The following is a 24,261-nucleotide window of genomic DNA, read 5'->3' on the forward strand; positions in this document are numbered from 1 at the left end:
TGGCAAATGTGTTATTTTTCTTCTCACATACCATTAATCCGGTCGTTTTTGAATTTTTTGCTCTAAATCTTCAATTGAATCTTTTAATGCTTGAACTTCGCGGAAGATGGATTCTTTATTTGGCTCAATATCATTTTGCCATTCTGATATAGTGGTTTTTACATCAGAGATTAATTTGACTGCCATATCCTTTCCTTCAGTTGTCAATACTTGAATTGAGTTTTTTAGCTCATTAACATTTTTCGTCATATCTTTAACTGTAGACACCCATTCCTTTTTAGAATCAGCTAATTGTTTTCTTAATGCTTTACCGGATGATGGAGCTGAAAGCAATGCAGATATTGCTCCGGCAAATCCTCCAACAATTAAACCATATGCGAATGCTTTTTTATCCATGAGAACACCCCATTTATATATTTTATTTTTTAAAGTGATTATTAAGAATTTTTTGCATACCTATATATCTATTTTTCTACAATAATTTGCAAAATCCTGCAAGAATATTTTAATTATATAATATTTTTTTTGAAAAATCATGGTAATTCATTATTTTATAGACATTATGAAGGGAAAAAGAATCATGAAAATATTTGCAGTCGCATATTTTTTAAGGATAGAAGTATTTTAAAAATATAATTTTGGACAAAGAGGTGTTGATAATGAAAGGAATAATATTTTGCCTCTTCCTCATTAGTACTTGTTTCTTTATTGGAATGTTTCATTCTTTCTTTAGCTTTCAGAGATTAGGGGTGTATCCCCCAAAACGGATTCTAAAACAACGAATTGTCGTTTTGGGGAGTGGGGGGATCATTTCTGTCATTTTGTCCTTTCTCTTGTTAATGATGACAAAATAAAAAGAACCCCGATCTTGGGGTTCTTAAAGAATTTATATATTTTCAGCAATGGTTGTCCGCTTTATGATTGTATTTACAATAGGATAAAGAATGAACAGTGTTATAGAATTCAATACTGTCGCAGGTAATACAACAACTGAGAATAGCGCCTTAAATGAATCTGGTAGACTAAATATAAAATATGCAGATGTTAAAAATATTACTCCAGATACAAGAGTACCAATAATAGTTAGTATGATAATTGCTAGCATTGATTTCAATCGTTTTGAAATTAACAGAAATAATCCAAAGAAAATAAAAGAAGTCAATATTTTATCAATAATATTTGGGATTAATCCCCCCGGAAAACTTGTTGTTATTCCTGATAGGATCCCTGTAACGACACCTAATAAAAGCACATTTTTCTTTCTAGGAAATAATAAAATTCCTAAAAACATCATCGTTAACATCATATCTGGTTTCATGCCTAGAAAAATTTGCGGAATGACTAGATGCAAAACTGCACCAATCCCAACGAATAAACTTAAGGTTACTAATGTTTTAGTATTCACTTCTCATCTCTCCTCATCTCTACTAAACTCGGGTTCTCTCCTACTGTACTCTGAATGTCAGTAGCGAAAGATTAGTAAGATTATATCATATAATATTAAATATGTAGAGAGTTATTATGAGAAATGAAAAAATCCTGCTTCCTTGAAGCAGGATTTTTAATAGGTAAGAAAGTATAATATTTATTGAAGTAAAAAATCATGAATAGTGTCTGCTATGTCTAGCTCCAGCGCCTATCGACTAGCGTACTTCAGGACTCCTCCCTACGATAAGTCAACATCGTTTCGCCCTTAAAGGGCTCATCGTGTTTCCTTTATCTCAGTCGATGTCCCTCCAGTACGTACGTCGATGAGCAAGGCGCCTGCGCTTTTCTTATGAATTTATTGAATATGTTTAGAAATTGCTGCAGCGATATTTTTATAGTCTTCTTGAGTATATTCACTTTGATGATTTTTCCATACAGCCCCAAATCCATCACCTTTACCGTAACGAGGAATAAGGTGTAAATGGAAGTGGAAAACAGATTGTCCTGCATGCTCACCATTATTATTAACCAGGTTCATTCCTATTGGTTCAAATTCAGTTTTTAGAGCATTTGCAATTTTTGGGACGATTTCGAAAAGATTTGAGGCAATCTCCGGTGTCAGCTCATAAATATTTTCTTTATGTATTTTTGGAATAACTAAGGTATGACCCGTTGTTACTTGACTAATGTCTAGAAAGGCAACTACATGTTCATTTTCAAAAACCTTTGCAGATGGAATTTCTCCATTTACAATTTTACAAAAAATACAATCACTCATAAAATGTTCCACCTTTCATTTATATTTTTCTTAGTATACCTTATAATGTCAAAAAAGTGGAATAAAAAGGACGGGATTTCGCTGAAATCCCGTCCTAATTGAAGGGGTATTAATAAGGGTTTATAAAATAAATGGTCTGCCTTTGATAAACACCTCATTTATGATAAGAGTGTTATTCAAATGAATGGAGTATATGACCTTTGTTCAACGTGATCATCTCCTTATTGTTTTAACATTATCTATTAACGTTTAAAACAGTAAGTGATCTACGACAAACACCTCATTTATTAAATGTGTGTTAAATCCGTTGCTGCCATATTCATTGACCAGCCCTTAATCGCTTTTACGGTTACGGTCTTTAATAACCACCCCGTTTTTTAACGTTTACTAACCCCTTCACTAATTATCCTGTACAATTTGATCTAAATTATTCGAAGGAAATTACTTTTTTTGTTATCCTTAAATATAATGAAAACTACTATTGCAAAATGAAGAAAGGACGTTTAAATATGTCGTTACTTGAAGTGCAAAACTTAACCGGGGGTTATACTAAAAAAGCGGTATTAAATGATTTATCCTTTACAATTGAAAAAAATCAAATGATCGGTTTAATAGGTTTGAATGGTGCAGGGAAAAGTACAACGATTAAGCATATCATTGGATTAATGGAGCCGAAAAAAGGAACGATTCGTATCAATCAGCTAGAGCTTCATAAAGGTCCTGATGAATATAGAAAACAATTTTCTTATATCCCTGAAACACCAATTTTATATGATGAATTGACTTTGGATGAGCACCTAAAGCTAACAGCAATGGCTTATGGGATAAGCAGTGATACATATCTAGAAAGAATTAAGCCTTTATTAAAAGAATTTCGTTTAGAAAAAAAATTAGGCTGGTTTCCTGCACATTTTTCTAAAGGAATGAAGCAAAAGGTCATGATTATGTCTGCCTTTTTAGTTGAACCAAACTTATATATTATTGATGAACCGTTTGTAGGCCTAGATCCATTAGGGATCCAATCATTATTAGACTTAATGAAGAAAATGAAGGAAAACGGTGCTGGTATTCTAATTTCAACCCATATCCTTGCAACAGCGGAGAGGTATTGTGACGGTTTTGTTATTTTACATAATGGACAGGTAAGGGCAAAAGGAACATTAAAGGAATTACAGGATGATTTTAATATGCCTGGAGCGACATTAGATGATATCTATATTCAGTTAACAAAGGAAGATTCCGATGAAACAGATTGAAAGTTTATGGAAGGAAAGGGTTCAATTATATATTCATGATTTAAGGCGTTACCTTAAATATATTTTTAATGATCATCTTTTATTTGTAGTGATTTTTGCTCTGAGTGCTGGTGCTTATTATTATAGTGGCTGGGTTAAAACCTTGAACGCTGACTTTCCAATCGGATGGGTCATGGGCATACTTTTAGGTATTGTCTTAACGATGAGTCCTATCTACACTTTACTAAAGGAAGCGGATAAAGTTTATTTGCTGCCGATTGAGATGAAATTAAAGTCATATTTTAGAAAAGCGATTTTTCTAAGCTTTTTTCTTCAAGCATATATCTTATTAATGCTCCTTGCAGTATGTATGCCAATGTATGCAAAAGTAAGCGGGAATGGATTCAAATCCTTTTGGTATATATTAATCATTTTGTTCATCTTAAAAATCTGGAATCTCTTTTTGCAATGGGATGTACTAAAGCTCCAAAATCAAAAGCTCGCAGCAATTGATTGGATTATCCGCTTTATTTTAAATATGAGTTTTATTTATTTTATTATCGAGCGTGTCGATATATGGATTAATGCAATATACATCCTTCTTTATTTAGCATTATTTGTTGTTTACCATCAGAAGGTAAAAGAAAAAACTTTAAAATGGGATATATTAATTAATAGAGAACAAAAAAGAATGAGTGCGTTTTATCGTTTTGCAAATTTATTTACAGATGTTCCGAAACTAAAAGGTCAAATAAAACGAAGAAAATGGCTGGATCCAGTACTTCAATTTGTACAGTATGATCAAAGAAATACTTATACGTTTCTATTCGCTAGAACATTTATTCGATCAAGTGAATATTTCGGTCTATTTGTGAGACTAACTCTCATTGGTGGTGTTCTGCTTTATTTTAGTGGACAGCAATATTTATTAATTGGAATACCTATCCTTTTCCTCTATTTAACCGGATTCCAGTTAATACCAATGATTCGATATCATGAGTTGAAAATTTGGCAATACCTATATCCTGTAGAGGGATCATTAAAGGGAAAATCATTTTTACAATTGTTAAATATTTTTCTTTTTGTACAATCCATCATCTTTGGCATCATTGTTTTACTGCGTCACTCATGGGAAAATGGTTTATTTGTCTTAATTCTAGGGATCGTCTTTTCTTTCATATTTATTAAGTGGTATGTACCTTCTAGATTACGTAAAATAAATCAAAGATAAAAGGTTGATAATGAAACTTCATATTCTTGTTAACGTATAATTTATTAATGAGAAGAGAAGGAGTTTTTATATGACGAGTGAACAACAAATAAAAAGTGAAGTTGAAGTTTGGAAACGTAAATTAAATAAAAAATCAGGAATAGTGAACCGGATTACGAAAAGAGCACAAGACAAAATAACTGGATTCATTCCTGAAAAAGCACATCAGCTCATTACGGAAAGTATTAAAAAGATGATACAAGCAACCCTTTTTGGATCTGAATATTTAACAAAGCCTAAAGTGACTCAAAGCTTAACAATGGAAGAAAAAGAAAAATTAATTATGGAGAGCTTGAATAAATTTCGTAAGACAGCAGCTGTAGAAGGAGCAGGAACAGGGGCAGGCGGGATCCTGCTTGGACTTGCAGATTTTCCACTATTGTTATCAATAAAAATGAAATTTTTATTTGAAGCAGCCTCTATCTATGGATATGATGTCAAAAACTATGATGAACGACTATTTATTTTATATGTATTTCAATTAGCATTTTCCAGTGAGGAACATAAAAGAGCTGTTTTAGAAACAATTGAAAATTGGGATCAATTAAAAGTGGAGTTAGTTGATGTTGACTGGAGAACATTACAGCAGGAATACCGTGATTTTATTGATTTCGTAAAAATGCTTCAGCTTGTTCCAGGAATAGGAGCAGTGGTTGGAGCTTACGCTAATTACAACTTGTTGGATCAACTAGGGGAAACAGCCATGAATGCTTATAGGATTCGGTGGCTTAATCAAAATAATACGAAAATAGAAGATCCCACTTGAACGGTCAAGTGGGATTTTACTTATTTTATATTAGTGATATGCTTTTGTTCAAAGGTAAGAAAGTATAAAATTTACTAAGGATATTAGGCATGAAAAGTGTCTGCTGTGTCTAGCTCCAACGCCTATCGGCTAGTGGATTTCTCCGTCTTCTCCCTACGATAAGTCAACATCGACTCGTCCCTCGCCGTGTCTCCTTTATCTCAGTAGAAGACTACGAAATCTATACACTAGAGCTGCGACGTTTCCGCTTTTCTTATTCTACTGTCTGATAATTCAAAGCGGCTGTTCCTAATGTTTTCGCAGCGATTAGTAATGCTTTTTCATTAATATCAAATTTAGGGTGGTGATGGGGATAAGGATTTTCCACATTATCAGGTTCAGCACCAGTAAAGAAAAATGTTCCTTTAACATGTTGCAAGTAATATGCGAAATCCTCTCCACCCATTTCTGGTGCAGCCATTACAATATTCTCTACATCTGCAACATTTTTAGCACAAGAAACTAAAAAGTCAGTTTCAACTTCATGATTTACAACAGCAGGATAACCCCTATGATACTCATACTCAATTTCACACCCTGCTGCTAAGCATGTTCCTTTGACAATTCGTTCAATTTCTTCTTCGATAAAATCACGAACATTCTCGTTGAATGTTCTTACGGTTCCAGATAATTTTGCTGTATCGGCAATGACATTAAAGGCATTTTCTGCGACGAAAGAGGCAACAGTGACAACTGCAGAGTCAATTGGATCAACTCGACGACTTACAATTTGTTGTAAATTCATTACCAATTGAGAGGCAATTACAATAGCATCCTTTGTTTTATGTGGTTGTGCACCATGTCCGCCATATCCTTGAATTTTGATTTCAAAACGATCAGCTGCCGCCATAATCGGGCCTGTTCGGTACGAAATAGTGCCACATGGAACTGGTGACCATAGATGAGTACCAAAAATAACATCAACACCTTCGAGGCAGCCATCTTGTATCATAGAAATGGCACCGCCGGGCGCAAATTCCTCTGCATGCTGATGGATCATTACATACTCTCCAGCTAGTTCATCCTTCATTTCAAATAGTGTTTTAGCTAGAACGAGAAGTGTGGCAGTATGACCGTCATGACCACAAGCATGCATAACTCCAGGTACTTTTGACTTGTAAGGAAGATCTGTCTCCTCATGGATTGGTAAAGCATCAAAATCTGCACGTAAGGCAACTGTTTTACCAGGATATTTCCCCTTAATTCGCGCAACCACACCATTCCCTCCAACATTTTCCTTTACTTCTATTCCTAAGTTTTTATAAAAATCAGCAATATATTTAGCTGTTTGAACCTCTTGGAATGATAGCTCCGGATGTTGATGTAAATATCTTCTGATATTTACCATTTCATCATATGATTGTTCAAGCTTTTGAAATAGTGTTTGGATTGTCATTGTTAGCACTCCTTATGAATGAAATCTTAATCTTTAAACAATTATAACACTATTAATAGAAGATTTGTAAAAACAGAACATCTATTCAATGTATTCCGACATTTCGTATTAAAAAAGGTGGGAAATGAAAAATCCGTCTGTAGACGGAGATGAACTAAAACGATTGTACGTTCAATAAAAAAGAAAGTAATATATAATTAATATATTAATATAAAGGGATTTTTTAGTTTTTCTCGAAATTAAATTAGAAAAGCGCAAGCGCCTTGCTTATCGGCGTACGGATTTTGTAGTCTTCGACTGAGATAAAGGAGACACGACGAGGGACGAGTCGATGTTGACTTATCGTAGGGAGAAGACGGAGAAATCCGCTAGCCGATAGGCGCTGGAGCTAGACACAGCAGACACTATTCATACTTAATATCCTAGTAAATTTTATACTTTCTTATTTTTAAAAAAAGGCGGGGAATTATATTGTTATTTTCAGTTGTTTTACTTTTAGTAGGAATTGCCCTTCTTTTAATAAATGTCGGTGTCATTTCCTTGGAAATAAAAGAGTTTTTTGTCATGTTTATTCCTATCGTGTTTGTTATTGTAGGAATTTGGTATATTATTAAGTCCATTCGTAAAAAATCGTCAGGTAATATATTTTTAGCTCTATTATTTTCGACTTACGGTGCATTATTAATTTTAAGTCAGCAAAAGGTGATTCATTTTTCCTTTGGAGATTGGTGGAAGCTTTGGCCTATATTTTTAATCTATTTGGCAATCGATCAGCTGTTTTTTAAGGGAAAGGGGAAGGTCGTTGTCAACTTTGATTCAAAAGAGGACGTTAAAGTATATAAAATTAATTTAAAAGATACTGCTAAAAAGAATTTAGAAAAAAATATTAAAATGAATATGAAAAATTTAGGGGATGGAATAAAGAGTAATCTAATAAGTTCGGAAAGCAAAATAAAGGAGAATATAAAAAAGAATCTTTCTGTATCGGATGTTCATTTTAATGAGCAAAATTGGCCGTTAAAGCCGATGGATATTCATACAACCATTGGTGACTTCTACTTGGATTTTAGCAAAGCATTTATCCCCGAAGAGGAGACATCTGTCAAAATTAAAAGTAGAATTGGTGATGTGAAGATGCTTATTCCCGAGGATATACCAGTTAGAATTGATGCGAAGACAAAGGTAGGAGATATTCGTTTATTTGACTTAAAATCTTCAGAAACAAAGCCACATTTGTTTTTTGAATCTCCCGACTATGAAGAAGGTATAAAAAAAATCGATATAATGATAGAAATTGGAATTGGTTCTATTCGAATCGATCGGGTATAGGAAGGAGGGAAGTTCTTTGAGAAAGGTTCAAAGTATTCGTTTTTGGTTTATTAAGAATTTTATTATGATGGCATTAATGGGCGGATTAATCTATTTTGTATTTTTACAATTCTATCTCTATACATATGGAGATCAAGTTTTAAATACAAAGAACATCCTCATTCTTACCTTATTTCTATTAGTCGTTTTTTTATTTTTAAGTATTTATTTTGGTTATCGCAGCGGACAAGTCTTTTTAAAAAGGCTTGATGAGATTTTATCCTTTGTTTCAATCTTGAGAAGTGGGAAATATTCTGCCAGAGCACCTGAAATTGAGAAGGATGAAATTGGCTTGATTTTTGAGGAAATGAATCAATTAGCAATGTTTATACAAGATCAAGTGCGTTCATTACAAAGATTGGCTGATGAAAAAACAGAATTGGCCAATCAGGCACATCAAGCTGCTGTGATGGAAGAACGACAAAGATTGGCAAGAGATTTACATGATTCTGTTAGTCAGCAGCTGTTTGCACTAGGGATGATTTCATCAGCAGCACTTAGAACTGTTTCTAAAGATCCAATCAAAACAGAAACAATGCTTGGACAAGTTGCAAATATAGCTGCTAAAGCACAAGGTGAAATGCGCGCGTTACTTTTACACTTAAGACCCATTGATTTAAAGGGAGATAAACTTAATGAAGGTCTGAACAAATTAGTGAATGAGTTAAGAGAGAAAACACAGCTGGATATCGAATGTCAAATTGAAAATATAGATCATCTTTCTAAAGCAATTGAAGAACATGTGTTTCGTATTGTTCAGGAAGCCCTCTCAAACATATTACGTCATTCTGAAGCAACAAAGGTGAGAATAAATCTTGAAACAATTAGAGAGCATCTACATCTATACATAAGTGATAATGGAAAGGGATTTAAGGTTGAAAGAAGTTTAATGACTTCATACGGATTGCAAACAATGAGAGAACGCTGTGAAGAACTAGGCGGAGTTTTTCAAATTCGTTCTATGGAAGAGGAAGGAACATATATTAATATTCGAATACCACTTTAAATAGACTCATACAGCTCATAGAGAAACGAGAAGGTCGAGGAATTTGGATTTAGGGGGAAAAAGGATGAGCAAAGTAAAAGTCATGATTGTAGATGATCATGAAATGGTGAGATTAGGAATCAGTTCTTATCTATTAACTGAAGAAAATATAGATCTCGTAGCTGAAGCTAGTTCAGGCCAAGAAGCTATTAAATTAGCAAAAATACATAAACCAAATGTAATATTAATGGATTTATTAATGGAAAACGGAACGGGGATTGATGCAACAAAAGAAATCATGAAGTTTTCTCCTGATTGTCGAGTGATTATTCTTACCAGCTATTATGATGATGAACAGGTTTTTCCGGCAATTGAGGCAGGAGCACATAGTTATATATTAAAAACATCACGTGCTGAAGAGGTGACAGAGGCGATTTATAAAGCAGCTCGAGGTGAATCTGTCATTGAACCGAAAGTAGCAAATAAAATGATGAATCGCTTTAGACGGCAAGAAAAAAAACCCCACGATGATTTAACAGAAAGGGAAATAGAGGTTTTAAAGTGTTTAGGTGAAGGGATGTCAAACCAAGAAATTAGTGAATTTTTATTTATCGGTGTGAAAACAGTAAAAACACACGTAAGTAATATTCTTGGAAAATTAGGAGTTGCTGATCGCACACAAGCTGCCATTTATGCGAATAGGCAAAATATTACATTAAACAAATAAATGATATTTTTGAGGTTGTAATATTATCGGAGTGAAATCAAAATGCGTCACATTATTGTGACGCATTTTGATTTTCATCATTTGGAATTGTATATTCAGTTTCATAAGGTGTTCCATTAAAAAGACTATTACTAGAAAGCGGGTTTTCCGTTTTGTGTTCACTTATGAACGTTTTATAAGAATCAGTATTTTTCCACCTTTTGTAATCTTTTTCGTCCTTCCACATTGTAAAGATGATATATGTATCACCTTTTTTAGGTTTGAGTAATCTAGAAGCGGTATTACCAAAGGCATTTTCAATTAAATGTTTTTTATTTTTATACCCGTATTCAAACACGGGCTTACCCTCATCTGAAATAGGAATATTGTAGAAAACGACAAATCCACAGTTTTCGAGCTCACCATTCCTATCGAGCACTTCATATTTTCTTGGAGCACCAAAAATAGATTTTTTCTCCGTTTCATGGATTAAGAGTGAGTTCTGGGCATTTTGCATTAAAATGATCTTTTCATCTTTGTATTTGTTAAATATTTTTTCTAAAAAATCATATGTGCCTGTTGTAATGTAAAAATTCAATTTGAATCACCTCACTATCATTATATCCATTAGAAATTATAAAAGTATAGTATAAATGATAGAAAATTCTAACATTATTACATTTTCCTTCACACAAAAAGGGAGAATTTATGACATTTCCACTAGCAAACTATACAACACTCATGAAAAAGTCTATAGTGATATCAGACTATAATGAAGATAGAATTAGATATTTTTTCTTTTAAAAATTTTGTTATACAATGGGGAAAGATTGTTTTGAAAGGTGGACATTTAATACATGAGTAAAATAACGAATGATACCCTTTTGAAGGCGGCAAAGGGTGAAAAAACAAGCCATGTTCCAGTATGGTTTATGCGTCAAGCGGGTCGTTCTCAACCAGAATATAGGGCATTAAAGGAAAAATACTCCCTTTTTGAGATTACCCATCAACCTGAATTATGTGCATATGTAACTCGTTTGCCTGTTGAGCAATACGATGTGGACGCAGCTATTTTATATAAAGATATTATGTCACCACTGCCTGCTATTGGGGTAGATGTTGAAATTCAGTCTGGAATCGGTCCAGTCATTAATAATCCGATTCAAACTTTAGCAGATGTTGAAAAATTAGGAGAAATTTCTCCTGAAGAAGATGTTCCATATGTGCTGGATACAATTAAGCTTTTAACGCAAGAACAATTGACTGTACCGCTTATCGGATTTGCGGGTGCACCATTTACAGTTTCCAGCTATATGATTGAAGGAAGGCCATCAAAGGATTATAAAAAAACGAAAGCATTTATGTATTCAGAGCCTAAAGCATGGTTTGCATTAATGGATAAGCTTGCAGACATGACGATTACATATGTACGTGCCCAAATAAAGGCAGGAGTAAGTGCCATACAAATTTTTGATTCATGGGTTGGTGCTTTAAATGTAGAAGATTATCGAATCTTTATTAAGCCAGTCATGGAAAGAATCTTTTCAGAATTGAGAAAAGAAAATGTTCCACTTATCATGTTCGGTGTAGGTGCTAGTCATTTAGCACTTGAATGGAATGACCTTCCTATAGATGTTGTTGGACTAGATTGGAGACTTCCAATTCACGAGGCGAGGCAAAAAGGAATTAAAAAGGCAGTGATGGGGAATCTAGATCCAGCGATTTTAATGGCACCATGGGAAGTGCTTGAAGAAAGAACAAAAGCTATTCTTGATCAAGGAATGGAAAACCCAGGATATATATTCAACCTTGGACACGGGGTATTTCCACAAGTAAATCCGGAAACCTTAAAAAGACTAACTGCATTTATCCATGAGTATAGCGCAAAGAAATAATAAAGAGTTCTTTTTTCTATTAGGCTGTTTTCGTAAAGTTTGTTGCTTTTTTAGTGATATTTTATTAACAATCTGAGTTGATTGTAGCGGAGGGCACTTGACTCCTGCGGGAAAAAGAGGGAAGTGGGAGACCCCCGCAGGCGGTAACGCCGAGGAGGCTCCCATCCCTCCCGCGGAAAGCAAGTGTCTGGAGCGGAAATCAACGGACTAAGTTTATAGTCTAAAAACAACAATTTATACGAAAAGAGCCTTCTATTAAGATCTTTTTATATTCTTTGCGAAAACAGCCTAACAATAAAGAAAAGAGGTTAAACCGATGACAAAGAAGAAAGTGGGACTTCTAGTCATGGCATACGGGACGCCATATAAAGAAGAAGATATTGAAAGATACTATACACATATTCGCCATGGACGTAAACCTTCTCCAGAAATGCTAGAGGATTTACGTAGCCGTTATAAAGCTATTGGCGGGATTTCACCTTTAGCAAAAATTACAGAAGATCAAGCCTATGGTCTTCAAAATCATTTAAATGAGATTCAAAGCGAAGTAGAATTTAAAGCTTATATTGGTCTAAAGCATATTGAACCATTTATTGAGGATACAGTTGAACAAATGCATAAGGATGGAATCAATGAAGCGATTTCACTTGTGCTTGCCCCTCATTTCTCTACGTTTAGCGTTAAGTCTTACAATGAACGAGCAAAAGAAACAGCTCAAAAATTTGGTGGACCAGTAATTAAATCAATTGAAAGTTGGTATAAAGAACCGAAATTTATTGATTACTGGGTAGAAAAGGTTTCAGAGGCTTATGCAAATATGCCTGAGGATGAACGGAAGTCTGCTTGTTTAATTGTATCGGCACACAGCTTACCAGAAAAAATACTTCAGTATGGTGATCCGTATCCAGATCAACTTAAGGAAACAGCTGATTTAATAGCAAGTAAGGCTGGTATTAAAGAGTATGCAATTGGATGGCAAAGTGCAGGCAATACTCCTGATCCATGGCTTGGCCCTGATGTACAAGATTTAACTCGTGATTTATTTAACGAAAAAGGATATAAGGCATTTGTTTATGTGCCGGTAGGATTTGTTGCTGAACATTTAGAAGTTCTTTTTGATAATGATTATGAGTGTAAGGTAGTAACAGATGAAGTTGGTGCCACTTATTATCGACCACCTATGCCAAATGCCAGACCAGAGTTTATTGACGCATTGGCTGAGGTAGTCTTAAAGAACTTGAAAAATAATTAACATACTATAGCATCAGGGTACCTTCCCTGATGTTCGTTTATTATAAAGCCTTTACAGTAAAAAGAATTTTCAGCCAAAGAAGGTGAAACTTTGTGGAGGGAGAAAAACAAAAAGTAGTTATAGTTGGTGGCGGGATCACTGGTTTAACTGCTGCATATTACTTACAAGAAGAGATAAAAAAGAAAAACTTACCGATAGAATATAAACTAATTGAAGCTTCCAGAAGATTAGGAGGAAAGATTCAAACGATACATAAAGACGGATTTCTTATCGAAAGGGGTCCTGAATCATTCCAAGCAAATAAAAAAAGTATTTTAAAATTAGCTGAGAAGGTTGGAATGCAAAATCTTTTAGTTCACAATGCATCTATGACATCCTTTGTGGTGGCAAATGAAAAGCTTTACTCAATTCCAAACGATGTAAGTGTGGGAATTCCAAGACAAATATCACCATTCATTGCGACGGGATTATTTTCTTTGGCTGGAAAAATGAGGGCGGCAGCAGATTTTCTACTCCCACGTTCAAATGAATCTAGAGATCAATCACTAGGGAAATTTTTTCGGCGCAGGTTCGGAAATGAAGTCGTTGAAAATTTAATTGAACCGCTGCTTTCAGAAATTTATGCTGGAGATATCGATCAAATAAGTTTAATGTCAACTTTTCCGCAATTTTTTGAAGTTGAAAAAAAGTATCGGAGCTTGCTAATCGGAATGAAAAAAACATTTTCTCATGAAGATGAAAATGGATCCAATGGTTTTCTAACTTTTAAAAATGGTTTAGAATCATTTGTCGAATCAATAGAAAAGGAATTAGAAGCTGATTCAGTAATGAAGGGAATTCGGGTTCAGTCTATAGTCAAACATCCAGAGAAAAATGTCTATCATATTTCACTGAATGATGGGGAAAAACTTCAAGCAGATAGTGTGATTGTCGCACTTCCACATTATTTGTTGCCGGATTTATTTTCTAATGATCATTTATTCGCCCCGTTTCGAAACTTTCCCACAACGTCCGTAGCCACAATTGTTATGGCCTTTCCAGAAAATGCTATTAAACATGATATTAATGGAACTCGTTTCGTTGTTTCAAGAAATAGTGATTATACCATTAATGCGTGTACGTGGACACATAAAAAATGGCCGCATTCGACCCCATATGGGAAAGTATTGCTGCGTTGTTTTGTTGGTAGAGCCGGTGACGAAACGGTTGTTGATTTATCAGATGCAGAAATTGAGCAAGTAGTTTTAGATGATTTAAAAAAAGTAATGGATATAACAGAAAAACCGCTATTTACAATTGTCTCAAGATGGAAACATGCGATGCCGCAATATACGGTAGGACATTTGGACCGAATGGCTGATTTTTATGAAAATGTACGAAAAGAACTTCCAGGAATGTTTATTACGGGAAGCTCTTTTAACGGGATAAGCATTCCAGATTGTATCGAGCAAGGTGAGTCTGTGGTAAATCAAATTCTTCAATACTTGAAAACTAGTTCTAATTAGATCATAAAAAGGCTATATACCACCTGTAGGGTATGTATTCAGTGATTTCTATTCGTAGAATAATTGCCGATTGCATACCCTACAGGATTTTTTTGTATTAATAATCTGTTTTACTAAGTCAATATTAAGATATATTCAAATAAAAAATGATTTGTATATTGTAAAAAAGTGTGATATAGTAATTCAATCGAAACTGTTTGACTGTTTTCCCCTTACGGTCAAAATTAAGATATTGGGGTGAGATTTATTGGCAATTGACCGCAAACAATTAATAATCGATGCAGCAACTAAGTCTTTTTCATTATTTGGGTATAAAGCCACTACAATGGACCAAGTTGCGAAGTTGGCAAGTGTTGGAAAAGGTACAATCTATACTTTTTTTAAAAACAAAGAAGAGCTATTTGATGAAATTGTTACTTCCTTAATTAAAGAAATGAAAGCTTCTGCAGAGGAAGCAATTGATGAAAACCTTTCTTTTTCAGAAAACATGCATAATGTTTTATTTCGTATATTGGAATTTCGTAAAGAACATCAATTGACAATCAAACTCTTTCAGGAAGAAAGGGAAATGGGAACTCCCGCTGTATCTGAGGTCATTCATAAAGTCGAGACCGCAGTGTTAAATTATATTAAGGGTTTTATCCAGATAGCAATGGATAAAGGTGAGATTAACAAATGTGATCCGGAAATTACAGCCTTTATTATGTTAAAGTTGTATATTTCATTAATTTTTGATTGGGAAAAACATCATGCGCCCCTTGAGAAAAAGGAGATAGCAGATCTATTTGAGTCTTACTTATTTACAGGATTATCAATCAGATAATCCTCAAATTTTTTGTTTTAATGACCGATTTAAGAATTCAGTCAATTTATAAGAAAGGAAGTTAGAAGATGAAGCGATCACTATTTTTAGCTGAATTAAAAGAGATTGGCCGTCATCCGATGTCCTTAATACAAGTTTTGGCTATTGTATTAGTTCCGATTCTTTATGCTGGTATGTTTATTTGGGCATTTTGGGATCCATATGGTCGATTAGAAAGATTGCCGGTAGCCGTTGTAAATGAGGATAAGGGCGCAGTTATGGAAAAGGAAAAAATCGCCATAGGTGATAATCTAATAGATAATCTTAAAGAAAATAAGAGCATGGATTTTCATTTTGTTAATAAAAAGAAAGCATATAATGGTTTAGATAATCAGAAGTATTATATGGTAATAGAAATTCCAGAAAATTTTTCTGAAAATGCAACGACATTGCTGGATAAAAAACCAAAACAGTTACAATTAAAATATGTGCAAAACCAAAGTGCAAACTACACATCATCAAAAATTGGCGAATCAGCAATGACGAAAATAAAAGATGAGGTATCAAAAGAAGTTTCTGCCACCTATGCTGAACAGATGTTTGATGTCGTTAAAAAAATGGGTGACGGATTTACCGATGCAAGTGAAGGTGCATCAAAACTAAATGATGGTGCAAAACAATTAGGTGATGGAACAAAAGAATTAAAAGATAACCTTGAAACATTGGCGAAAAGTGCTGTGACGTTTAATGGCGGTGTTAAAGAGGCTGATTCTGGTGCGGGTGAAATAGTAAAAGGTTCTACTGATTTAAGCGATGGGTTAAATCAGCTGAATAGTGGAAGCAATGAGTTATATAAAGCTTCTAAAGACATGCAAAATGGAACGAATGAATTAACGAAGGGAATTAATCAAGCAGGTCAAGGGTTGGAACAGCTGAATGAAGGATTGCCAGAATTAGTTAATGGCACACAAAAAGTTCAAGGTGGGCTTAAGCAGTTTAAAAATGAGCTCCCTCCAGCAATAGCTAAATCCTTTACTTCTCAATTAGGAGAAAGTGCTAAAACATTAAATAGTGGAATGGATCAGCTTCAAACTAAGTTAGAGGCAGGGCTTTCATCACAAATTGCTAAACAGGTGATAGATCAGCAAACATTACAGATGAATCAATTATTTGCCTCCCTTGAAGGTAAAGTAGATCCAGAGGTTTTAACTCAATTAAAAACTCAAATGGCTGCTAATGCTGAAGAGCAGGCAAAGAATTTGGAAAGTCAGCTCTCACAAGGCATTCATAAAGGAATGGATCAAGGATTTACTGCATTTAAAACAGAAGTAAATAAGCAAATGACTGGTAATTCAGATCAAATTGCCCAACAAATTAAAAAACAAACAGATCCACAATTTGATCAATTAATTTCCGGAGTAACAACGATCAATAAGAATCAAGTGAAAGTTCAAAAAGGAATTGAACAGTTAACAAATGGTTCTGTATTATTAAGCAACGGGGCTGCAAAGCTTCAAAAGGGGCAAAATCAATACATTGATAGTCTCGGACTATTTAACACTAAAATGGCTGAAGCATCAAAAGGAGCAGAGCAATTATCAAAAGGTGCGGAAAGCTTGAATGATGGATTAAATCAACTTGCGGACGGGTCTGCAAAAATTGAAGACGGAACACAACAGCTTGCAGGTGGATCTAAGAAATTAAATGACGGTACAAAAGACTTAAAAGACGGCACGAAAGAAATGAAAGACAAATTAACTGATGCTTCAAAAGATGCCGGTTCTGTAAATGGAACTGACAAACAATATGACATGATGAGTGATCCAGTTGATCTTGATAAAGGAACGATTAATAAAGTTCCTAACTATGGAACAGGGTTAACTCCATATTTCTTGTCACTCGGATTGTTTGTTGGTGGTTTGTTATTAACAATTATATTCCCACTTCGTGAGCCTGCTGTAGAACCGAAAAATGGGTTTTCATGGTTTATCGGTAAATATGGAATTATGGCTTTAGTAGGTATTTTACAAGCATTGGTCGCAGTATGGATTATTGTTGGCTGGATAGGTGTAGATGTGAAGAGCATTCCACTATTTATTGTGGCTGCAATCATTACAAGTCTAACATTCATGGCCCTTATTCAATTTTTAGTTACTTTACTTGATAATCCTGGGCGTTTTATCGCGATCATTATTTTAATACTTCAATTAACTTCAAGTGCAGGAACATTCCCGCTTGAGCTTCTTCCAAAAGTATTAAAACCGATTCATGAAGCATTACCTATGACTTATTCATTACAAGCCTTTAAGGCAGTGATTTCAAATGGAAACTATACAGTGATGTGGCAAAATCTTGGTGTTTTAGCGATTTACATGATTAGCTTCTTAGTTATAACACTTGTATATTTTATATTTAAGTCAAAAAGAAAAGATAAAATGGTAGCCAATGAAGAGGTTACAGTATAAAAAAAGAGAGCTGAAGCTTTTAATAAAGCTTCAGCTCTTTTTTATAAAAGGATTTTAGCGCAGCGCTTTTATATCTTTAACGATTTCGTCTAATGGAAATCCATTTGAGGTAGAATAATCCTTTACAACTTCCCCATCTTTATTGAAAAGGAAAAACTTGGTGTCATGGACAACCTGTGTATCATTTTCAGGCTTTTTAATCCACGCTTTAAAATTATCCATCCCAAATTTTTCAATTTTTTCTTGTGAATATCCAGTAAGTAAATGCCATGAAGAAAAATCTGGTTCGAAATGTGAGGCATATGTTTTTAAAGCAACCGGTGTGTCGATTTCTGGATCGACACTAAAGGAAACAAAATTTACATCATCATAGCCCTTTTCTTTTATAGCCTTTTGCAAATCACCCATATCTTTTGTTAGCTGTGGACAGACGGTTGTGCAGCTTGTAAACATGAAATGAGCTACCCAAACCTTTCCTTTTAAATCTTGAAGACCGAATTTCTTTCCACTTTGATCAGTGAACGTAAAATCTTCAATTTTATCGCCACTTTTCTTTACATTAGAACATGCACTAAGACTAAATAATATAACTGCAACTATCAATATTAATGATAGACGAAAATGTTTCACAATTGGAACCCTCCAATTATTATGTATTTTATTGTTTCATTATAAATGATATTTAAGGACAATAATATTGAATTACTTATTTTTCGATAAATATACATAATTAACAAAGCCAATATGAAAAAATGAGAGAAATGGAGTATAGTAAAATTGATAACGAATTTCAATTGAATTATAATTTAGGAGTGATTTTTATGAAGCTAACCGTTATCGGTCCTTGGGGTGGTTATCCAAAGGTAAATTCAGCAAGCTCTGGTTATTTACTCGAACATGATGGGTTTCACCTGTTGATGGATTGTGGGAGTGCCGTACTTTCTAAACTCCAGAAATATATAAAACCAGAAAAATTGGATGCGGTTATCATTTCCCACTATCATCCTGATCATATTGCTGATATCGGTGTATTACAACATGCCTTAATTATCAGTAAATATTTGAACAACAATATCAATACCCTTCCAATTTACGGACATAATGAGGACAAACATGGTTTTCAATCATTATTTTTTGATGAAGTATCCGTAGGTGTGGAATATAAAGAAAATCAAGAATTACATATCGGTCCTTTTAAAGTTACGTTTTTAAGAACTAAGCATCCCGTACCATGTTTTGCGATGAGAATAGAGGCTGGTAATCAAATATTGGTTTATACTGCTGATTCATCCTATTTAGACTCATTTTCTTCCTTTGCAGCAGATGCAGATATTTTGTTGTGTGAGTGTAATTTGTATGGTGATATGGATGGTTCAGCAGCTGGGCATATGACTAGCTTTGAAGCGGGTGAAATAGCACAAGTTGCTGGGGTGAAACATTTAATTCTTACCCATTTGCCACAGTATGGGAATTTGGAGCAATTAAAAACAGAAGCAGCTGCAAAGTTTTCTGGTAACATTCAATTTGCAGAGGAATCATTAATTATGGATTTGTCTAATTAAAATAAATAGGAGGAGTTACTTCACATGCTTTTTATAGATAATAATGGGATCACAGATCCACAAATCAATTTAGCAATTGAAGAATATGCATTAAATAACTTAGATATTAATGAAACTTATCTTTTATTTTATATTAACCAGCCTTCGATTATTATTGGAAGAAATCAAAATACAATTGAAGAGATTAATACAGAATACGTTGATAAAAATAATATTATCGTTGTACGACGACTTTCTGGTGGTGGTGCTGTTTACCATGATTTAGGAAATCTAAACTTTAGCTTTATTACGAAAGATGACGGTGAAAGCTTCCATAACTTCTTGAAATTTACTCAACCGGTCATCGAAGCGTTGAAAAAGCTTGGTGTAAATGCAGAGCTAAGCGGTCGCAATGATATTCAGGTTGGAGGACGAAAAATTTCTGGTAATGCCCAATTTTCAACTAAAGGCCGTATGTTCAGCCACGGTACGTTAATGTTAGATTCAGAGATTGAAAACGTTGTTTCGGCTTTAAAGGTTAAAAAAGATAAAATTGAATCAAAAGGGATTAAATCTATTCGCAGTCGAGTGGCAAATATTTCTGAGTTTTTAGATGAAAAATTAACAATGGAAGAATTCCGTCAATTATTATTAAGCTATATCTTTGGTGGAAGCGAAAACATTCAAGAATATAAACTAACTGATGAGGATTGGGAAAAGATTCATCAACTTTCAAAAGAACGGTATCAAAACTGGGATTGGAACTATGGTAAATCACCGAAATTTAATCTGCAGCATACACATCGCTTCCCAGTTGGTGGAATTGATGTACGATTAGAAGTGAATAAAGGAATCATTGAAAACTGTAAAATATATGGTGATTTCTTTGGTGTCGGAAATGTTGTTGACATTGAGGGCAAGCTTACAGGTATCCGTTATGAGCGTTCAGAGATTGAGAAAGCTCTAATGGATATAGATGTAAAGCATTATTTTGGAAACATTACAAAAGAAGAATTAGTTGAATTAATATATTAAAAGTAAACGCCTTTTAAACGCCTTTTCTAAGGCGTTTCTTCTTTATATATTTTTTAGTAAGGCTTGAATCCCTAATTTTCTTTCTATATAATATATTTAGAAAATTATTATGAATGATTGTTCATTCAGAAAGGGGAGGGGAATATGAATTTATCTTCACAATTAAAAAATATAGCAAAGGAACATGCAGACAAACCTGCTTATTATTTTATGGATCAACCTGTTTCCTATGCTGATTTTGATGGTACTGTTACAAAGTTTGCAAGTGGTTTAAAGCAATTAGGGGTAAAAAAAGGGGATCATATTGCGCTACTTCTTGGGAATTCTCCACACTTTGTCATTGCATTATATGGAGTGATGCGATTAGGAGCTACTGTTATTCCGATTAATCCAATTTATACTCCTGGAGAAATAAGTTACATACTTAAAAATGGGGATGTTAAAGCTGTTGTTGCATTAGATTTATTCGTTCCATTAGCTGAAAAATTGAGTTCAATGCTTCCGAATGTAGAGACATTTATCATTTGTGAATCAGATCCAACAAAAAAAGTAGAACTTAATCAAAACTTAAAAATGAATTCGTTTTCAGAGATGATTGCTTCTGGAGATATTGCTTTTGAAGGACCGGATTTATTAGAAGATGATGTCGCTGTTATTCTTTATACATCAGGAACAACAGGCAGACCTAAGGGTGCGATGCTAACCCATAAAAATCTTTTTTCAAATGCCAAAGATACCGGAGAATATTTGAAAATGAACAGCATAGACAGAATAATAACGACTTTGCCGATGTTTCATGTTTTTAGCCTGACTGTAGCTGTTAATGCACCGCTCATTAGTGGTTCTACATTATTAATTGTTCCGAAATTTAGTCCGAAGGAAATTTTTCGATTAGCAAAAAAATATAAGGCAACTGTTTTTGCTGGTGTCCCAACAATGTATAATTTTTTGTACCAGTATCCCGAAGGAAATCCAAGTGATATTTCATCATTACGTCTCTGTATTTCTGGGGGATCATCACTTCCAGTTGCTCTATTGAAAAACTTTGAAAAGAAATTTAATGTCCTTGTGTCAGAAGGCTACGGACTGTCTGAAGCATCACCAGTCACATGTTTTAATCCATTAGATCGTCCCAGAAAACCGGGCTCAATCGGAACAAACATTTTAAATGTTGAAAACAAGGTTGTAAATGAGATGGGAGAAGAGATCCCAGTTGGTCAAGTTGGTGAACTTGTTGTTCGCGGACCAAATGTGATGAAAGGATATTATAAAATGCCTGAGGAAACAGCTGTTACAATTCGGGATGGTTGGCTTTACACTGGAGATTTAGCACGGATGGATGAAGAAGGGTATTTTTTTATTGTCGATCGTAAGAAAGATATGATTATAGTTGGAGGCTTTAATGTTTACCCTAGAGAGGTAGAGGAAATACTTTACGAACATCCTGAAGTAGTGGAAGCTGCAGTAATTGGTGTACCAGATCCTGAGCAAGGTGAAGCAGTTAAATGTTTTGTGGTCCGTAAAAATCCATCCCTGACAGAAGCGGAACTGATTGAATACTGTAAACAGCATTTAGCTAAATACAAACTTCCAAAAACTATTGAATTTATAGAAGAGCTGCCGAAAAATACAACAGGAAAAATATTAAGAAGAGCATTAAAAGAGCAAATGCTGCAAAGTTAATAATAGACTGCAGAGAAAATGCAGAAGTTAAGCTGTATTTTCTTTTAAATAGTAATATTTGAATATTGAAACTATTCGATTGTGGAAGGGTTTTCAATAGCTTTAATTGAAATTATTGAGTGGAATAGGGGGGATATTATGGAGAATATTTTGTTAAACGTGAAAAACTATATTGCCTATGTCACACTTAACCGTGCTGAGGCAATGAATGCTTTTAATTATGATACACTTTGTGAGCTTGCTAATGTAGTCGAATCACTAAGAACCAATTCGGAGGTTCGTGTAGTTGTTTTCGGTGGAACTGGTGAAAAAGCCTTTAGTGTAGGGGCTGATTTAAAGGAACGAAAAACTTTGCCTGAACAGGATGTGCGTAGAAACGTTTACAAAATTGGTGAGGTTTTTGCTGCCGTTGAAAAACTGCCGCAGCCTACTATTGCCGCTATGAATGGCTATGCTTTTGGAGGCGGGATGGAGCTTGCGCTTTCATGTGATTTTCGCATTGCAGTATCTGATGCAGTAATGGGACTGACAGAAACAAGCTTAGCGATTATTCCAGGTGCAGGCGGGACTCAACGATTACCTCGATTAATTGGAGAGGCAAAAGCAATGGAACTAATCTTAACGGCTAAAAGAATGACAGCGGAAGAGGCTTATAAGTATGGAGTTGTTACAAAGGTTGTTGAGCGTGATAGCTTCATAGACGAAGTAGAAGACTTGGCAAACCGAATCCTTTCTAATGGTCCCATTGCTGTTCAACAGGCAAAATTTGCGATTAAAAATGGAATGAATGCAGATTTACAAACCGGACTTGAGATTGAAAGGAAAGCCTATGAAATTACGATTCCTACTGAGGATCGAGTAGAAGCACTGCAGGCATTTGCTGAAAAAAGAAAACCAAATTTTAAGGGGAAATAAATAAGTTTAGGGTGATCCAAGGCAAAGCGTTGTACGCTTAATGGATCCCCTTGTTTTTATTGAAAGGCAAGAAAGTATAAAATTTACTAAGGATATTTGACATGAAAAGTGTCTGCAATGTCTAGTTCCAGCGCCTATCGGCTAGCGGATTTCTCCGTCTCCTCCCTACGATAAGTCAACATCGGCTCGAGAACTACCTCACCGTGTTTCCTTTATCTCAGTCGAAGACTACGAAATCCGTACGCTAGAGCTGCGGCGCTTGCGCTTTTCTTATATAAACATAATTAAAAACCGTCTCCAAATCATCTTCTTGCGAATAATTTAAATAAATATCAAACGAATTTGCATGAGGGTGATGAAATGGATAGAAGATTTCTAAGATATTGTGCTATCGGTGACTCACTAACCGTTGGAGTTGGATCAACATGCTTTGTTAAGGGATTTATTACGAGATATTTATCGCTAACCCGAAAAACGGTTGAAATGCCTATTTTTCCTTCAATTTTTGGGAAATCCGGTGCAACATCTGGGGATATTTTAAACAATTTAAACCATCCTTTCATCTCAACAAGGGTTAAAGATGCAGAAATTATCACGATTACGGCTGGGGGCAATGATTTAATTGGTGCGGCTAAAGCATTTTTACAAAATAAAAACGAGAAGGATTTCCTCATTGCACTTGAAAATGGAAAAAAGAACTTATCAAAAATAATCAATCGAATCATGAATTTAAAGCATAGTCAGGGCCCTTATATTATTCGGATGATTAATTTGTACAATCCATTCCCTAACATAGCAGGTGCTGACAAGTGGGTCGAAGAATATAATCATAATATTGAGCGACTTGCCAATCCACCGATTATTCAAGTGGCAAACATCCATGATTTGTTTCATGGAAAGGAGAAGGAATTATTAGCTCATGATCATATTCATCCGAATAATAAAGGTTATTTGATTATTGCCAACGCACTTTTTCAGTTAGGCTATGAGCCGCTAATAGGAATCAAATAATCACTGATAATCGGATATCACAGTATTTATTTGTTGTGATATCCGATATTCGCTTACTTTAATTAACAAATATTCTAGGATAAAAATGGGTATATTTTTAATAATAGCCTTTTACTATGAATAAAAAATTAGAGATGTTTGTTCTATTTTAATGAAATGACTTCTACATTTATTAAAGAGGGACAA

22 protein-coding genes are annotated in these 24,261 nt (G+C 34.5%); 16 read left to right on the plus strand and 6 right to left on the minus strand.

Annotation, left to right across the window (positions count from 1 at the left end; genetic code table 11):
• Positions 1-33: 33 nt before the first annotated feature.
• The 3 genes from ACQKP0_RS11265 to ACQKP0_RS11275 form a co-directional block, all read right to left on the minus strand.
• Complete coding sequence (locus ACQKP0_RS11265; protein ID WP_427405940.1) at positions 34-396, minus strand: YtxH domain-containing protein; 363 nt, start codon at positions 394-396, stop codon at positions 34-36.
• Positions 397-886: 490 nt separating this feature from the next.
• Positions 887-1,405, minus strand: coding sequence for a tryptophan transporter (locus tag ACQKP0_RS11270; RefSeq protein WP_427405941.1), 519 nt, complete (start codon positions 1,403-1,405; stop codon positions 887-889).
• A gap of 378 nt (positions 1,406-1,783) precedes the next feature.
• Positions 1,784-2,206, minus strand: a complete 423-nt coding sequence (locus tag ACQKP0_RS11275; RefSeq protein ID WP_427405942.1) for an HIT family protein — start codon at positions 2,204-2,206, stop codon at positions 1,784-1,786.
• Between the two features lie 509 nt (positions 2,207-2,715).
• Here ACQKP0_RS11275 and ACQKP0_RS11280 point away from each other — a divergent pair.
• The 3 genes from ACQKP0_RS11280 (at position 2,716) to ACQKP0_RS11290 (ending at position 5,477) form a co-directional block, all read left to right on the plus strand.
• Complete coding sequence (locus ACQKP0_RS11280) at positions 2,716-3,462, plus strand: ABC transporter ATP-binding protein (protein ID WP_427406091.1); 747 nt, start codon at positions 2,716-2,718, stop codon at positions 3,460-3,462.
• Positions 3,449-4,672, plus strand: a complete 1,224-nt coding sequence (locus tag ACQKP0_RS11285) for an ABC transporter permease (RefSeq protein ID WP_427405943.1) — start codon at positions 3,449-3,451, stop codon at positions 4,670-4,672. Before ACQKP0_RS11280 ends, ACQKP0_RS11285 begins: the two co-directional genes overlap by 14 nt.
• A 70-nt stretch (positions 4,673-4,742) precedes the next feature.
• Entirely contained in the window at positions 4,743-5,477 is a 735-nt protein-coding gene (locus tag ACQKP0_RS11290; RefSeq protein WP_427405944.1) for an EcsC family protein, read from the plus strand.
• A 253-nt stretch (positions 5,478-5,730) separates the two neighbouring features.
• On the opposite strand, the gene ACQKP0_RS11295 is transcribed toward ACQKP0_RS11290, so the two are convergent.
• The gene (locus ACQKP0_RS11295) at positions 5,731-6,912 is read right to left on the minus strand and encodes a M20 family metallopeptidase (RefSeq protein ID WP_427405945.1); all 1,182 of its coding nucleotides are present in this window, start codon (positions 6,910-6,912) and stop codon (positions 5,731-5,733) included.
• Positions 6,913-7,383: 471 nt separating this feature from the next.
• On the opposite strand from ACQKP0_RS11295, the gene liaF reads away from it, so the two are divergent.
• The 3 genes from liaF (at position 7,384) to ACQKP0_RS11310 (ending at position 9,992) form a co-directional block, all read left to right on the plus strand.
• Entirely contained in the window at positions 7,384-8,241 is an 858-nt protein-coding gene (gene liaF / locus ACQKP0_RS11300) for a cell wall-active antibiotics response protein LiaF (RefSeq protein ID WP_427405946.1), read from the plus strand.
• Positions 8,242-8,257: 16 nt separating this feature from the next.
• The gene (locus ACQKP0_RS11305) at positions 8,258-9,286 is read left to right on the plus strand and encodes a histidine kinase (protein WP_427405947.1); all 1,029 of its coding nucleotides are present in this window, start codon (positions 8,258-8,260) and stop codon (positions 9,284-9,286) included.
• 64 nt (positions 9,287-9,350) lie between these two features.
• Complete coding sequence (locus ACQKP0_RS11310; RefSeq protein WP_427405948.1) at positions 9,351-9,992, plus strand: response regulator transcription factor; 642 nt, start codon at positions 9,351-9,353, stop codon at positions 9,990-9,992.
• A 52-nt stretch (positions 9,993-10,044) separates the two neighbouring features.
• Here the strand turns inward: ACQKP0_RS11310 and ACQKP0_RS11315 are convergent, their stop codons facing one another.
• Positions 10,045-10,569, minus strand: coding sequence for an antibiotic biosynthesis monooxygenase family protein (locus ACQKP0_RS11315; RefSeq protein ID WP_427405949.1), 525 nt, complete (start codon positions 10,567-10,569; stop codon positions 10,045-10,047).
• Between the two features lie 259 nt (positions 10,570-10,828).
• Between ACQKP0_RS11315 and hemE the strand changes: the two genes are divergently transcribed.
• The 5 genes from hemE to ACQKP0_RS11340 all read left to right on the plus strand — a co-directional run bounded on the left by hemE (position 10,829) and on the right by ACQKP0_RS11340 (position 17,890).
• Positions 10,829-11,866 carry a uroporphyrinogen decarboxylase gene (gene hemE / locus ACQKP0_RS11320; RefSeq protein ID WP_427405950.1) on the plus strand — a complete coding sequence of 346 codons (1,038 nt, stop codon included), beginning with the start codon at positions 10,829-10,831 and terminating at the stop codon, positions 11,864-11,866.
• A gap of 316 nt (positions 11,867-12,182) precedes the next feature.
• Positions 12,183-13,118 (plus strand): ferrochelatase, encoded by a 936-nt coding sequence (hemH, locus tag ACQKP0_RS11325; RefSeq protein WP_427405951.1) that lies wholly within the window; start codon positions 12,183-12,185, stop codon positions 13,116-13,118.
• Positions 13,119-13,210: 92 nt separating this feature from the next.
• Positions 13,211-14,623: a protoporphyrinogen oxidase gene (gene hemY / locus ACQKP0_RS11330; protein WP_427405952.1), complete on the plus strand. Its 1,413-nt coding sequence runs from the start codon at positions 13,211-13,213 to the stop codon at positions 14,621-14,623.
• Positions 14,624-14,870: 247 nt separating this feature from the next.
• Entirely contained in the window at positions 14,871-15,446 is a 576-nt protein-coding gene (locus tag ACQKP0_RS11335; RefSeq protein WP_427405953.1) for a TetR/AcrR family transcriptional regulator, read from the plus strand.
• 68 nt (positions 15,447-15,514) lie between these two features.
• A complete protein-coding gene (locus tag ACQKP0_RS11340; RefSeq protein WP_427405954.1) occupies positions 15,515-17,890 on the plus strand; it encodes a YhgE/Pip family protein in 2,376 nt (791 codons plus the stop codon).
• 54 nt (positions 17,891-17,944) lie between these two features.
• Here the strand turns inward: ACQKP0_RS11340 and ACQKP0_RS11345 are convergent, their stop codons facing one another.
• A complete protein-coding gene (locus ACQKP0_RS11345) occupies positions 17,945-18,520 on the minus strand; it encodes an SCO family protein (RefSeq protein ID WP_427405955.1) in 576 nt (191 codons plus the stop codon).
• Positions 18,521-18,711: 191 nt separating this feature from the next.
• Here ACQKP0_RS11345 and ACQKP0_RS11350 point away from each other — a divergent pair, with 191 nt between their 5' ends.
• The 5 genes from ACQKP0_RS11350 (at position 18,712) to ACQKP0_RS11370 (ending at position 24,075) form a co-directional block, all read left to right on the plus strand.
• Entirely contained in the window at positions 18,712-19,452 is a 741-nt protein-coding gene (locus tag ACQKP0_RS11350; protein WP_427405956.1) for an MBL fold metallo-hydrolase, read from the plus strand.
• A gap of 24 nt (positions 19,453-19,476) precedes the next feature.
• On the plus strand, positions 19,477-20,466 hold the full coding sequence (locus ACQKP0_RS11355) for a lipoate--protein ligase (protein WP_427405957.1): 990 nt from the start codon (positions 19,477-19,479) through the stop codon (positions 20,464-20,466).
• Positions 20,467-20,610: 144 nt separating this feature from the next.
• Positions 20,611-22,149, plus strand: coding sequence for a fatty acid--CoA ligase family protein (locus ACQKP0_RS11360; protein ID WP_427405958.1), 1,539 nt, complete (start codon positions 20,611-20,613; stop codon positions 22,147-22,149).
• A gap of 138 nt (positions 22,150-22,287) precedes the next feature.
• Positions 22,288-23,064, plus strand: a complete 777-nt coding sequence (locus ACQKP0_RS11365; RefSeq protein WP_427405959.1) for an enoyl-CoA hydratase-related protein — start codon at positions 22,288-22,290, stop codon at positions 23,062-23,064.
• A gap of 360 nt (positions 23,065-23,424) precedes the next feature.
• Positions 23,425-24,075: a GDSL-type esterase/lipase family protein gene (locus tag ACQKP0_RS11370; protein WP_427405960.1), complete on the plus strand. Its 651-nt coding sequence runs from the start codon at positions 23,425-23,427 to the stop codon at positions 24,073-24,075.
• Positions 24,076-24,261 lie beyond the last annotated feature (186 nt).

Origin of the sequence: Heyndrickxia sp. NPDC080065 (assembly GCF_050281185.1) — a bacterium.
Classification (GTDB): Bacteria; Bacillota; Bacilli; order Bacillales; family Bacillaceae_C; genus Heyndrickxia.

What these genes read in the sequence shown, in the direction of transcription:
- ACQKP0_RS11360 (WP_427405958.1), top strand. Translation starts at nt 20,611, where the DNA reads ATGAATTTATCTTCACAATTAAAAAATATAGCAAAGGAACATGCAGAC.
- ACQKP0_RS11265 (WP_427405940.1), bottom strand. Translation starts at nt 396, where the DNA reads ATGGATAAAAAAGCATTCGCATATGGTTTAATTGTTGGAGGATTTGCC.
- ACQKP0_RS11290 (WP_427405944.1), top strand. Translation starts at nt 4,743, where the DNA reads ATGACGAGTGAACAACAAATAAAAAGTGAAGTTGAAGTTTGGAAACGT.
- ACQKP0_RS11365 (WP_427405959.1), top strand. Translation starts at nt 22,288, where the DNA reads ATGGAGAATATTTTGTTAAACGTGAAAAACTATATTGCCTATGTCACA.
- ACQKP0_RS11275 (WP_427405942.1), bottom strand. Translation starts at nt 2,206, where the DNA reads ATGAGTGATTGTATTTTTTGTAAAATTGTAAATGGAGAAATTCCATCT.
- hemE (WP_427405950.1), top strand. Translation starts at nt 10,829, where the DNA reads ATGAGTAAAATAACGAATGATACCCTTTTGAAGGCGGCAAAGGGTGAA.
- ACQKP0_RS11340 (WP_427405954.1), top strand. Translation starts at nt 15,515, where the DNA reads ATGAAGCGATCACTATTTTTAGCTGAATTAAAAGAGATTGGCCGTCAT.
- ACQKP0_RS11285 (WP_427405943.1), top strand. Translation starts at nt 3,449, where the DNA reads ATGAAACAGATTGAAAGTTTATGGAAGGAAAGGGTTCAATTATATATT.
- ACQKP0_RS11350 (WP_427405956.1), top strand. Translation starts at nt 18,712, where the DNA reads ATGAAGCTAACCGTTATCGGTCCTTGGGGTGGTTATCCAAAGGTAAAT.
- hemH (WP_427405951.1), top strand. Translation starts at nt 12,183, where the DNA reads ATGACAAAGAAGAAAGTGGGACTTCTAGTCATGGCATACGGGACGCCA.
- ACQKP0_RS11280 (WP_427406091.1), top strand. Translation starts at nt 2,716, where the DNA reads ATGTCGTTACTTGAAGTGCAAAACTTAACCGGGGGTTATACTAAAAAA.
- ACQKP0_RS11370 (WP_427405960.1), top strand. Translation starts at nt 23,425, where the DNA reads ATGGATAGAAGATTTCTAAGATATTGTGCTATCGGTGACTCACTAACC.
- ACQKP0_RS11310 (WP_427405948.1), top strand. Translation starts at nt 9,351, where the DNA reads ATGAGCAAAGTAAAAGTCATGATTGTAGATGATCATGAAATGGTGAGA.
- ACQKP0_RS11355 (WP_427405957.1), top strand. Translation starts at nt 19,477, where the DNA reads ATGCTTTTTATAGATAATAATGGGATCACAGATCCACAAATCAATTTA.
- ACQKP0_RS11295 (WP_427405945.1), bottom strand. Translation starts at nt 6,912, where the DNA reads ATGACAATCCAAACACTATTTCAAAAGCTTGAACAATCATATGATGAA.